Below are 12603 nucleotides of genomic sequence, written 5' to 3'. Positions count from 1 at the left end.
GCTCTCCCCCCGCAAGCGGGCGAGGTAGGCAGAATTCTTAGTGCAGCAGCGTCTTTGCCTTCGACTTCGTCAATCCTTCCGCAAAAGACACCGCCGTGTCCAGACCCCTGCCGCTGCCGAGTGCAACGACGGCGGGCCGGCTGCGCGACAGCAGCGCGCGGGCGGCGTTGCGGCTCGATTCGACCGAGACCGCGTCGATCCGCGCCACCAGCTCTTCCACCGTCTGCGGCCGGCCATAGGCTAGCACATGGCGTGCCAGCTGCTCGGCCCGGGATGAACAGCTTTCCAGCGCCATCAACAGGCCGGCCTTCATCTGCGCCTTGGCGCGGGCGACCTCGGCCTCGGTCAGGGTCTCCACCGCGTCATTGATGACGTCGACGATGACTTCCATCATTTCCGGCGCGTCGGCGGGATCGGTCCCGGTGTAGAGCCCGAAGAAGCCGGTGTCGGTGTAGGGGGCGTGGAAAGTGTAGATCGAGTAGCACAGCCCACGCTTCTCGCGCACCTCCTGGAACAGCCGCGACGACATCCCGCCGCCGAGCGTGTTGGTGAAGACCTGCAGCGAGAACAGCGACAGGTCGGTCTGCGGCACGCCTTCGAGCGCCAGCGTCAGATGCGCCTGCTCGAGATCGCGATGCACCACCCGCGAGCCGCCCTTGCCGAACATCGCAGCCTGCGGCTTCGGCGCCGGCGTGGCGTCGAAGCTCGCGAATTTCTCGGCGACGTCCTCGACGACGCGCTTGTGATCGACAGCGCCGGCGGCGGCGACCACCATGTCCGGGGCACGGTAATGCGTCGACAGATAGCCGCGCAGCGTGTCGCGGTTGAAGGCCTTCAGCGTCTTGGCGGTGCCGAGCAGCGAGCGGCCCATCGGCTGGTCCGGATAGCAGAGCTCGTTGAGATGCTCGAACACGACGTCGTCGGGCGTATCCTGCGCCGCGCCGATCTCCTGCACGATGACGCTCTTCTCGCGCTCCAGCTCGTCCGGCACGAAGGACGGATTGGCGAGGATGTCGGAGAGCACGTCGAGCGCCAGCGGCACGTCGGCCTTCATCACCCGCGCGTAATAGGCCGTGGTCTCGGTCGAGGTCCCGGCATTGAGGTCGCCGCCGACCGCCTCGATCTCCTCGACGATCTCGCGCGAGGAGCGCCGCGCGGTGCCCTTGAACGCCATGTGTTCCAGGAGATGCGAGATGCCGTGCTCGTTCGGCTTTTCGTCGCGCCCGCCGACGCCGGCCCAGACCCCAAGCGCCGCGGTCTCCAGATGCGGCATGGTATCGGTGACGACGGTCAGGCCGCTCGGCAGCTTGGTGATTTCAACGCTCATCAGGCAACTCCCTGCTTGGCGGCACGGCTGACCGACAGCACGAAGCGCTCGACCTCGGCAGAATCATTCTTCATCACAGTCATCTGTTCGGACTTGGTCATCAGGCTTCCGAGCCAGGCCGGCAGTTGCGGACGCACCCCGCAGGCCGCCTCGACCGCGTCGGGGAATTTGGCCGCATGCGCGGTCGACAGCACGATGTTCGGGATCTTGGAGTCCGAGGTGTCGCGGTCGGCAACCGCGAGCGCCACCGCGGTGTGCGGATCGACGAGATCGCCGGCCTCGCGCCAGGCGGCGCGGATCGCGGCCGCCGTCTCGGTTTCGTCGGCGCGGCCGGCGTCGAAATCGCGGCGCACCGCGGCCAGCGTCGCATCCGGCAGCACGAAGCGGCCGGACTGCTTCAGCGAGGCCATCAGGCGGCGAACCTGATCGGCGTCGCGGCCGCTGGCCTCGAACAATAGCCGCTCGAAATTCGAGGACACCTGGATGTCCATCGACGGCGATGCCGTCGCGTGCACCTCGCGCACCTCGTAATTGCCGGTCTTCAGCGTGCGCGGCAGGATGTCGTTGACGTTGGCGGCAATCCGCAACCAGCGGATCGGCAGCCCCATCCGCTTCGCCACATAGCCCGCGAAGATGTCGCCGAAATTGCCGGTCGGCACCGTGAAATCCACCGTCCGCTGCGGCGCGCCGAGCGCGACCGCCGAGGTGAAATAATAGACCACCTGTGCCACGATGCGCGCCCAGTTGATCGAGTTGACGCCCGAGAGCGCCACCTGGTCGCGGAAGCGATGGTTGTTGAACATCTCCTTCACCAGCGCCTGGCAATCGTCGAACGTGCCTTCGATCGCCAGCGCATGGACATTGGCGGCGCCGGTCGTCGTCATCATGCGGCGCTGCACCTCGGAGATGCGCCCGTTCGGAAACAGCACCACGAGATCGACATTGTCGAGATTGGCAAATGCTTCGACCGCGGCGCCGCCGGTATCGCCCGAGGTTGCGACCACGATGGTGGTGCGCTGCGCGCGCTTGGCCAGCACGTGATCCATCAGCCGCGAGATCAGCTGCATCGCGACGTCCTTGAACGCCAGCGTCGGCCCGTGGAACAGCTCGAGCAGGAACTGGTTCGGGCCGATCTGGTCGAGCGGCACCACGGCGGGATGGCGAAAGGTGGCATAGGCCTCGTTCGCCATGCGGCCGAGCTCGGCGTCGGAAATCTCGCCGACGGCAAACGGCCGGATGATCTCGACCGCGACCTCCCAATAGGGACGGCCGAAGAAGCCGGCGATGGTCTCGTGCGAAAGCTGCGGCCAGGTCTCGGGCACGTAGAGTCCGCCATCGCGGGCAAGCCCGGTCAGCATCACATCGCAGAAGCCAAGCGCCGGGGCCTCACCCCGGGTCGAAATATACCGCGTCAAACCGCCCTCCAAAGGCTTCGATCCGAGCCTTAAGCCTTTGATATCATGGAATTATCGAGTGCGCCGCATGCGACCCGAAGTGGTCACCATAGAAGATCGGGCCAACAATGGGTAGCCCGAAGCACGTGCCTCGGGGGCGCGTGGATTAGTGCGAGGACTTGTTGGACGAGAGGAATTTGCGAGCCTCTTTCCTCCCGTTGTCCCGGCGAAGGCCGGGACCCATACGCCGCAGCGGATGTTGTGAGAGCGACTCGTCATTCCAGGGTCGTTCAACAATTGCGTTCGGTGGTTATGGGTCCCGGCCTTCGCCGGGACGACGGTGAGTGTGTGTAGCGGTTTGTGAATCATACATCCGCATTCTCGCGACATGAATCGTCCGAGCTTTGCTGTTCGTTCCGCCCTCTCCTTGAAGAGGGCGCAGGGAAAGCCGGGTGCCGATCGCACCTATGGGCCCCGTGCAAAAGGTAGAAAGCACGGGGGTAGGACCACAGGTGTAACCGGAGCATCCCGGCTTTCCCTGCGCGATGGCTTACGGCTATACGTGCTCTCCCCGGCGAGACTGGGCTTTCTTGTCACCGCTCTCGCAACACGCTGTGCGTCTTGCGAGAGGACACCTACCACTAGGGCGTCAGGCCTGCACGACTTCACCGTCCGCTTCGCGCGCTCTCGTCAGCACCACGCTCGGCGTCCACCGCATCTCGACCCACGTTCGTGACGACCGCGAAGCGCCCCTCGATCGGGTGAGACGGGCAAATCTATACACTGAGTTGCGCTTCGGATAAAGCGAAATATTTTTACTGCGGGGACTTGTGCCGTCGGGCAACTCAGTGGCACGCGCGCGTGAGGGACGCACCGGCGGCAGGGTTCCCTCTCCCCTTGCGGGAGAGGGTTAGGGAGAGGGGCGCCATACGACGTGCTCTCCCCGTATTTTTCTCGACGACAAGCAAACTTTTTGCGAGGCCAGTGCACTCATCGATCAGCTCGCCCGGGCCACCCCTCTCCCCTCCCTCTCCCACAAGGGCACAAGGGGAGAGGGAGCCTGAGAAGCGCGCTCACCTTACGTGAAACCCACCCCTAACCGCTCGGCGGCGCCAGCGGCTGCACGATCTCCCGGAACGGCGGCAGCGCTTCGCAGCGCGCGGCGTGGGCCTTGAGCGCCGGATAGCGTGCATCGAACAGATGCGGATGCGCCTCGCCGGTGAAGCGCAGCGCGCAGGCCACCGCGATGTCGGCATGACCAGTGCGATCACCGAGCCAGTATGGCCCCTGCACCGCCGCACGCTCCTGCTCCAGTACCGCGAGCACGCCCGAAATCTGCGCCTCGCAGCGCTCGACCCAGAGCTTCAACTGCTCCTTGCGCAGCACGCGCTCATAGATCAGGCTCACCGCCTTGTCGGCGAGCCCGGTCGCCAGCGCCGTGATGCGCAGATGCTTGCGTCGCTCGGCGCCTGAGCGCGCGATCATCGCCTTCTCCGGCCCGACCAGCTCGTCGAGATAATCCAGGATCGCACCGCTCTCGATCAGCGCCTCGCCGTCGTCGAGCACCAGCGTCGGCACCCGCCGCACCGGGTTGTAGGCCGCAACCTTCTCCGCGTCGCCGAACGTCGACCACGGCTTGTGCTCGAACGGCAATCCATAGAGCCGCAGCGCGATCGCGGTGCGGCGGACAAAGGGCGAGTCGTACTGGCCGATCAGGAACATCTGTCATCTCGTCGGTCATGCCGCGGCAAGCCGTACCTCGAAAGCAGGGCTTTCGAAGGGTGGGCTAACGCCGGATCAAAGGTTGCGCTTTGTACCATCCTAGATGGCTCTCGCCGCGTTGCAACCGGATCATGATCGGTCTGGCTATCCGATCACCGGCACATGCCTCGTCGCATCGCGCGGCAATCTGCCGTCGAGCCTTGGATCGTCGGCCACCTCGATCTGCCGCTTGAACGCATGGAAGCCGGAGCGCTGGTAGAACGCGATCGCAGAGGGATGATCGAAGGTGCAGGTGTGCACCCAGACGCGGGCAACGTCGCGTGACCAGGCGATCTCGAGCGCGCGATTCATCAGGAAGCGCGCGGCGCCGGTGCCGATGAATTTTGCGGTGACGCCGAAATAGAGCAGCTGGCATTCGCCGGGCTCGCTGAAATCGAGTTCGAGCAGGCCTTCATCATGGCCGTCAACGACCAGCCCGTAGAGCTCAACGCCAGGCGCGTGAATCCGACCCGCGAGATCGGCGTCATCGATCCCGGTGCGGGTGAACCACAGCCATTCCTCGCCGACGCGACGGTAGAGATCGCGATACCAGTCGAGCGCCGGCGGCTCGACCTTGCGCAGGCGCCACGTGCCGGGCGGATCGTCGCGCAGCGGCGGACGTTCGGTCATTTCCAGATGCGTGACGACGGCGGCGATCTTGCCGTGCGGAATGTCGGAGTAGCCGTCGGGCAGCAGCATCGCGTGACCTTCGTTTCCAGATTGTCGGCGGGAGATATCCGCATGTCGCGGCAGATGCAATGCAACGCGGCTTAACAATGTTACCGATTTGTCAGTGGGTGTTTTGGCGAATCAGCGGCTCCATGTGCAGAGGCCACCGGAGCAATCACCGTGTCGCGCCATCACACGCTGCCGCCGATCGTCTACACGCCGCCGCCACCGAAGCCGAAACCCGCGCAGCGCCGGCGCGGCGTTGGTTATGCGTATGGCGCGAGTGCGGCTGATGAAGCCATGGACGTCGAGGACGGTGCACCAGCGCGCAGCGAGCAGGTCGCTCCGCAGCATGCGCGACCAGTCGAGATCATCGAGCGACGCGTGCCGTCACCGAACGGCAAGCTCAGCGACGACACGCTGCGCGCGATGCTTGATTTGCAGGAGAAGGATGCGAAGTAGCCAGAGGTGCGCACCACACACTCGCTGTCGTCCCGGCGAAGGCCGGGACCCATATGTGGACGGCCCTCGTGGCACAAGAGCTTTCTGGGATTGGTCGGATCGCTGTCATCCATATGTCCGGCCTGTTTGATGCGATCGTGTTGATCGCTGGGCCAAGATGGTTTCCGCGACGCGAGTGCCAAACAACCTGGCGACCTTGTGAAGGCCAATGGGTCCCGCGGCTTGTCTCGCGTTCTGGATCGATCGATCATTCCATCTGCTCTTGCAGCTCCGGTTCGTCCGGCGAGCGCTACGTCCGGCCGGCCGACCTGTTAGGTGACAGCGTTCATGCGTGCGGCATCATAGCTCTCGCCGGTCGCCATCAGCTTCCAGGCGATGCGGGCCACCTTGTTGGCGAGCGCCACGGCCGCAAGCTTCGGCGGCTTGCGCCTGAGCAACGCCACGAGCCAGCGCGAGGGGTGGCCGCGCCCGAGCCTTGCCTGCCGGATCACCGCGGTCGCCCCGGCCACGAGCAGGCGACGCAGGGTCTCGTCGCCAGCGCGGGTGATCTTGCCGAGCCTGGTTTTGCCGGCGGTGGAATGGTCCTTGGGCGTCAGGCCGAGCCAGGCCGCGAACAAGCGGCCGGAGCGGAAGGCGTGCGGGTCCGGCGTCTTCATCACAAGCGAGGTCGCGATGATCGGACCGACCGAGGGGATCTGGGCCAGACGACGGCTTGTGGCGTTGGCCTGGTGCCAGGCCAGCAGCCTGGCCTCGACCGCCTTCAGCTCACCCTGCAACTGCGCATAGTCACGGCCCTGCATGGCGAACAGCTCGCGCGCCATAGCGGGAACGCTCTCGTCCTGCGTGATCCGGGCCAACAGCGGCTCGATCTTGTCCAACCCCTTCGGCGCGATCAGGCCAAACTCCGCCGCGTAGCCGCGGATCGCATTGCTGAGCTGGGTACGGCGGCCGATCAGCCCATCGCGGACACCTGCAAGCATCAGCGCGGCCTGCTGTTCGGCGCTCTTCACCGGCACAAACCGCATCCGCGGTCGGCCCATCGCTTCGCACACCCCATCCGCATCTCGCCCGTCGTTCTTGTTCCGCAGCACATAAGGCTTCACCAACTGCGGCGCTATCAGCTTCACCTCATGGCCAAGCTTGCCAAGCTCGCGCCCCCAGTAATGAGCCGCCCCGCAGGCCTCCATCCCGATCACGGTCGGCGGAAGCTTGGCAAAAAACTCAAGCACCTGCTTGCGCGACAGCTTCTTGCGCAACACCGGCTGTTCCGCCGCGTCAACTCCATGCAGCACAAAAATATGCTTCGACGTATCCATCCCAATACGGATAATCTCTCTCACGGACGGTCTCCTTGTCTGAGATTTACAACAACCTCATTCTGGCACACTGATGCCGTAGGGGGCCGTCCACACCATCAACCACCGCGGCTTGTTGTTGCGATCGCTGTGGCCCCAGCACCGCAAAGCAATCGGCATTTGTGGTTATGGGTCCCGGGTCGCGCTTCGCTTGCCCGGGACGACAGTGGAGGTTTGGGCCGCCGCCTCCCCCTCACCTCGGTGTCAGCGTGATCGCCTCGGCGGTTGCGGCTTCCACCGCCGGGCGGCTGTAGAGCAGCGGGATGTATTGGCCGGTGGCCCAGAGCGGTGCGAGGTCGCGGTAGTGGCCGCTGAAGGGATCGCCGGATTGGCCGGGCGTGTTGATGGTGCGGCTCGCATCCCAATTGCCGACATCGAGCACCATGCGGAACGAGGCGCCGGCGGTGAGATGATAGTCGGAGCGGCGATAGGTGGCGGCGCGCGGCACGTTGGCGGCGCCGCCATAGGCGAGCGGGCCGACCGACATCTGCGCCGCGGTCGCCTTGTCGGCGAGCGGCATCAGCGCGTGATCGAACTTGGCGACATGCAGACGGCCCCAGCGCCAGGTCGACGCATCGCCCCCGAGCTTGTCGGCGACGTCGGCAACGGCCTCGCCGAGGCTATCGCGCAGTACGCGGTCGCGTCCGCCGGCGGGATCGCTGCCGAGGGCGGAGTCGGGCGTTTCGAGATAGCCGACGATCGCGGAGATGCTGGAGGCTTCCGGCGCGATCAGATCGGCCGCCTTCGGCGCCGTGGTCCTGAGCAGCACCGGGCCGAGATGGTTCGCGATCCAGACCTCGTAGACCGCGGCGGCCGCGCTATCAGCCGCGTCGCGCGCGTCCCACGCCTTTAACAGATCGAGGCCCTTCTTCACATTGGCATCGTCGGATGACAGCGGCTTCAGCAACGCGACGAGACGCCGCGCCAGCATGCCGGTGTCGTCGTTCTGCAGTGCCATCGCGTCCGCCAGCGTCACCTTGCTGTTGGCCTGCAGCACCTCGACAATGCGCTGCCAGCGCGCGCTGTCGGACCATTCGAAGCCGACCCTGCGCTCACCCACCGGATAGTCCGCCGGCAGGTTCATCTGGTTGGCAGTGGCGATGAAGCCCTGCTTCGGCTGGTACTGCTTCGGCAGTTCGTCGAGCAACAGAAAGCCCTGCCACTCGTAGCGGCCGTCGCCGGGCACCGGCATCAGGCCATCGAAGCTGGTCCGGCGCGGCGTCTTGCCGGCGGCGACCCAACCGATATTGCCTGACGTGTCGGCATAGACCTGGTTCTCCGACGGCGCGCCCCAGCGCCGCATCGCATCGAGGAAGCCGCCCCACGTCTTCGCGGTCATATAGTCGGAGGAGCCGAAATAGGCCGAGGTGCCCGGCTCGAACCAGATCGAGCGCACGGCGAACGCATGCTTCTTGTCGGCGTCGACAAGGATCACCGGGCCATGGCGGGTGAACTTCAGCTCGAGGTCGCGGTCGGCCTCGCCCTTCACCGCCTCCTTCTCATGCACGATGCGCATGTCCTCCCAGCCCGCGCCGTAGCGATACTGGTTCGGGTTGTCCGGGTTGAGCTCGTAGACGTAGAGGTCTTCCTGGTCGACGTTGAAGATGGTGAGGCCGAACGCGATGGTATCGTTGTGGCCGATCGAGATGCCCGGCAGCGCCGGCTCGCCGGCGCCGATCACGGAGATGCCGGGCGCGTTGAGGCCGACGATGTAGCGCAGCGACGGCACCGAGTGCTCGCGATGCGGATCGTTGGCGAGGATGGGCCGTCCCGTCGCGGTGCGCGATGCGGCGATCACCCAATTGTTGGAGCCGATGGTGTCGCGCTGCTGGTCGGCCTCGGCGAGGTATGTGTCTGGATCGTGCGCCAGCGCGGCCTTCTGGTCCTTCTGAGCTGCGAACTTCACCGGGCGCGTAGCAAGGTCGTAGGCCGCGAGCACGCCCTTCGGCACGCTGCAGGGGTCGAGCCCATCGGGAATCTTCGTGGTCCAGGCCGGCTCCAGCTTGACGCGGAAGCGATCGGCATCGAGGCCGGCGGCGCAGGCGACCAGCGCGCGCTTCACCTCGGAAGCGACGTTGCGCGTGAGACCGTGGCTGCGGATGCGCACGACATCGTCCGCCGACCACAGGTCCGGCATCGTGCCCGCGATCCTGAACTCGATCGGCAGCGGCCGCTTGCCGGCCCTGACGTCGGCGACATAGGCGTTGACGCCGGCGACGAAAGCCTCCGCATAGGTTTTCGCCTTCGGGCCATAGGCCGCCCATTCCGCGTTCATGTCGCCGCGATAGAGGAACAGGCGCAACGCCTTGTCCTGCTCGGCATAGGCGGGACCGAAATCCTTCGCCAAGAGGCCGAGCCCGCGCTTGCGCCAGAGGTCGATCTGCCAGAGCCGGTCGCGCGCGGCGTTGAAGCCCTGCAGGAAGAACAGGTCGTGCTCGTTGCCGGCATAGATGTGCGGAATGCCCCAGACGTCGACCAGGATCTGGCCCGGCGCCTTCAGCCCGGCGACGTCGGTCTTGACCTCGCGCGCCGCCACGAGCGCGCTCGCCTTCTCGCGCGCCGCGGCGGGCGCGGCGAGCCACGCGGTGCAGAGCGCGGCGGTGAGTAGTTTCGCGACGCGGTTGAGATCCGTGTTCATGTTGTTCTCCGATGGTTGTTATTGGTTGGAAGTCAGCACCCGCAGCGGCACTGCGCTCCCTCTCCCGCTTGCGGGGGAGGGCTGGGGTGGGGGGTGTCACCACGATGGGACTAGTCATGATGCGGAGAAAGCCCCCACCCGGATCGCATCTTCGATGCGATCCGACCTCCCCCGCAAGCGGGAGAGGTGGAGCGAGCTTGCCGCAACATCAGATCAACTACTCCCCCTCGTCGCTCGCCAGCACGCCCTTCACCGCGCGGGCCCAGCCGGCGAGCTTGCGATCGCGCGTCGCCTCGCTCATCGCAGGCCTGAAGCGGTGTTCGAGCCGCCAATTGTCGGCGAATTTCGCGGGCTCCGGATAGACGCCGGCCTCGAGGCCGGCGAGATAGGCGGCGCCGAGCGCCGTGGTCTCCTGGATCATCGGGCGATCGACCGGCGCGTTGAGCAGATCGGCGAGCCGCTGCATGGTCCAGTCGGATGCGGTCATGCCGCCGTCGACGCGCAGCACGGTGTTGGCAGCGTTGGCCTCCGGCCAGTCGGTGCGCATCGCGGCCCAGAGGTCGAAGGTCTGGTAGCAGACGCTTTCCAGGGTCGCATGCGCGAGCTCGGCCGGGCCGGTGTTGCGGGTCAGCCCGAACAGCGCGCCGCGCACCCGCGGATTCCAGTAGGGCGCGCCCATGCCGACGAAGGCCGGCACCAGATAGACGCTCTGCATCGAGTCGGATTTATCGGCAAGCGGCCCGGTCTCGGCGGCATGCTTGATGATGCCGAGCCCGTCGCGCAGCCATTGCACCGCGCTGCCGGCGACGAAGATCGAGCCCTCGAGCGCGTAGGTGCGCTGGCCATTGAGCTGGTAGGCGATCGTCGTCAGCAGCTTGTTCTTCGAGGCGACCGGCGTGGTGCCGGTGTTGAGCAGCGCAAAGCAGCCGGTGCCGTAGGTCGACTTCATCATGCCGGGCTCGAAGCAGGCCTGGCCGATGGTCGCGGCCTGCTGGTCGCCGGCGATGCCGGAGATCGCGATCGGGCCGCCGAACAGATCCGCGGTGCTCTCGCCGAACCGGGCGGAGGAATCCTTCACCTCAGGGAGCATCGAGCGCGGCACGCGCAAGAGATTGATGAGGTCTTCGTCCCACGCACCGGCGTGGATGTTGAACAGCAGCGTGCGCGAGGCGTTGGTGGCGTCGGTGGCGTGCACTCGCCCGCCGGTGAGCCGCCACAAGAGATAGCAGTCGACCGTGCCGAACAGGAGTTCGCCGCGCTCGGCGCGTTCGCGCGCGCCCGGCACGTGATCGAGGATCCATGCGACTTTCGTGCCGGAGAAATAGGGGTCGATAATGAGACCGGTCTTGGCCGAGATCGCCGGCTCATGACCTTCGGCCTTGAGCTTCGCGCAGATGTCGGCGGTGCGGCGGTCCTGCCAGACGATGGCGCGGTGCACAGCCTGGCCGGTGGCGCGGTCCCACACCACGGTGGTCTCGCGCTGGTTGGTGATGCCGATCGCTGCGATGTCCTTCGCCTTCAGCCCAGCCTTCTCCAGCGCTTCGCGGCACACCATCACGGTCGAGGTCCAGATATCCTCCGGCTCGTGCTCGACCCAGCCGGAGGCCGGGAAATGTTGCGGAAACTCCTGCTGCGCGACCGCGGCGATGGAGATGTCGCTGCGAAACACCATGGCGCGCGACGATGTGGTGCCCTGATCGATGGCCAGCACGAAAGACATGAGCGTTTCCCTTAAGGCTTCGTAACAGGCGCCAAGGGAGCGGATTACCGCGGCGAGGTCAAGATTGGTGGTGCGTGTGGCGGGATGGTCAAGGCAAAAGCCCCGCCACGGTATCAATCCCGTCATCCTGAGGAGCGCGAAGCGCGTCTCGAAGGATGCACGGCCACAGTCGGGCCGTCGACCCTTCGAGACGGCCGCTACGCGGCCTCCTCAGGGTGACGGTGACAGACTCGATGCTGGGAGAGAAGCAGCGGCGCCGATCACATCGGCCGGTAGGTCCTGACGTCGCCGGGGACGTTGACGCCGATCTTGATCGCGCCGACCGAGCGGATGATGTCGTCGCCGAGCAGCTGGGCGAAGCAGGCATAGCCCCAGTCGTTCATGTGCAGGCCGTCGGCGGTGACGAAATCGTCGATCGGGATCGCCTGCCTCTCGTGCCAGTCGCGCATCACCTCGAAGCGCGGGAAGATGCCGACATGGCGCAGCGCGGCGATGCGGCCGAGCAGCTTCACCATGCCGCGCGCGCTCTCGGGGCGCTCGGTGACGCGCGGCGAATATTGCGGATCGACCAGCACGACATCGGCGCCGTCGGCCTGGATGCGCGCGACGCCGTCCTCGACCTGCTTGGCGGTCTCCGAGGGATCGAGGTTGCGCAGCACCGCGTTGGTGCCGACCTGCCAGATCACCATGTCGGGATGCACGTCGATCACTTCGGTCTGCAGCCGCCTCATCATTTCGGGTGCATCCTCGCCGCCCTTGCCGCGATTGAGCACGCTGATATCGGCCGACGGATACTGCCGGCGCAGCTGCGCGGCGAGCCGGCTCGGATAGGTGAATTCCGGCGACGACGAACCGTAGCCCTGGGTCGAGGACGAGCCGAACGCGATGATGACGACCGGCTTGCCGGCGGCGAGCTTGGCTGCGACATGCGGCAGCGAGCCGGTCGAGTTCGGCACGCCGGTCGGCTGATGACAGGGCACGCGGTGGAAGATGTCGCTGGCGGATTTCGCGACCTGCTTCACCTTGTCGAACGCCTTGGCGGCGACGCCCGGTTGCGGATTGGCCGCATCGGCTTCGATCGCGGCGGGCTTCGCCGCATCGGCCCTGGCCGCTTCAGTCTTTGCTCCCGGCGACAGCGCCGCATGCTGGTCGGCCTGGCCGGTCTGCGCACACAACGGCACGGCCGAGAGCGGCGCGAGCAACGCGAGCGCCGCAACGGCGCGCAGGCTCCGCCCTGCGGCGAAACGAAAAGGGAAGGCAAAACGCATCAACTCGGC

At 66.1% G+C, this 12603-nt stretch carries 9 protein-coding genes; 1 reads left to right on the top strand and 8 read right to left on the bottom strand.

The window, feature by feature from the left end:
* Positions 1 to 37 precede the first annotated feature (37 nt).
* From HU230_RS37365 to HU230_RS37350, 4 genes are all read right to left on the bottom strand, one after another.
* Positions 38 to 1327 (bottom strand): M16 family metallopeptidase, encoded by a 1290-nt coding sequence (locus HU230_RS37365; RefSeq protein ID WP_176533914.1) that lies wholly within the window; start codon positions 1325 to 1327, stop codon positions 38 to 40.
* On the bottom strand, positions 1327 to 2742 hold the full coding sequence (gene thrC / locus HU230_RS37360) for a threonine synthase (protein ID WP_176533915.1): 1416 nt from the start codon (positions 2740 to 2742) through the stop codon (positions 1327 to 1329). Before thrC ends, HU230_RS37365 begins: the two co-directional genes overlap by 1 nt.
* Before the next feature lie 1074 nt (positions 2743 to 3816).
* Positions 3817 to 4443, bottom strand: a complete 627-nt coding sequence (locus tag HU230_RS37355; RefSeq protein WP_176533916.1) for a glutathione S-transferase family protein — start codon at positions 4441 to 4443, stop codon at positions 3817 to 3819.
* Between the two features lie 144 nt (positions 4444 to 4587).
* Positions 4588 to 5181 (bottom strand): GNAT family N-acetyltransferase, encoded by a 594-nt coding sequence (locus HU230_RS37350; protein ID WP_176533917.1) that lies wholly within the window; start codon positions 5179 to 5181, stop codon positions 4588 to 4590.
* A gap of 150 nt (positions 5182 to 5331) precedes the next feature.
* Between HU230_RS37350 and HU230_RS37345 the strand changes: the two genes are divergently transcribed.
* Positions 5332 to 5613 (top strand): hypothetical protein, encoded by a 282-nt coding sequence (locus HU230_RS37345; protein WP_176533918.1) that lies wholly within the window; start codon positions 5332 to 5334, stop codon positions 5611 to 5613.
* A gap of 311 nt (positions 5614 to 5924) precedes the next feature.
* On the opposite strand, the gene HU230_RS37340 is transcribed toward HU230_RS37345, so the two are convergent.
* From HU230_RS37340 to HU230_RS37325, 4 genes are all read right to left on the bottom strand, one after another.
* The gene (locus HU230_RS37340) at positions 5925 to 6953 is read right to left on the bottom strand and encodes an IS110 family RNA-guided transposase (RefSeq protein ID WP_176528479.1); all 1029 of its coding nucleotides are present in this window, start codon (positions 6951 to 6953) and stop codon (positions 5925 to 5927) included.
* 208 nt (positions 6954 to 7161) lie between these two features.
* On the bottom strand, positions 7162 to 9606 hold the full coding sequence (locus tag HU230_RS37335) for a penicillin acylase family protein (protein WP_176533919.1): 2445 nt from the start codon (positions 9604 to 9606) through the stop codon (positions 7162 to 7164).
* Positions 9607 to 9823: 217 nt separating this feature from the next.
* Positions 9824 to 11326 (bottom strand): glycerol kinase GlpK, encoded by a 1503-nt coding sequence (gene glpK / locus HU230_RS37330; protein ID WP_176533920.1) that lies wholly within the window; start codon positions 11324 to 11326, stop codon positions 9824 to 9826.
* 260 nt (positions 11327 to 11586) lie between these two features.
* Positions 11587 to 12594, bottom strand: coding sequence for an SGNH/GDSL hydrolase family protein (locus tag HU230_RS37325; protein WP_224943989.1), 1008 nt, complete (start codon positions 12592 to 12594; stop codon positions 11587 to 11589).
* Positions 12595 to 12603 lie beyond the last annotated feature (9 nt).

It is taken from the genome of Bradyrhizobium quebecense (assembly GCF_013373795.3).
Classification (GTDB): Bacteria; Pseudomonadota; Alphaproteobacteria; order Rhizobiales; family Xanthobacteraceae; genus Bradyrhizobium; species Bradyrhizobium quebecense.
Note: the sequence above shows the minus strand (reverse complement) of the source record. Positions and strands in the feature narration are given on the sequence as shown.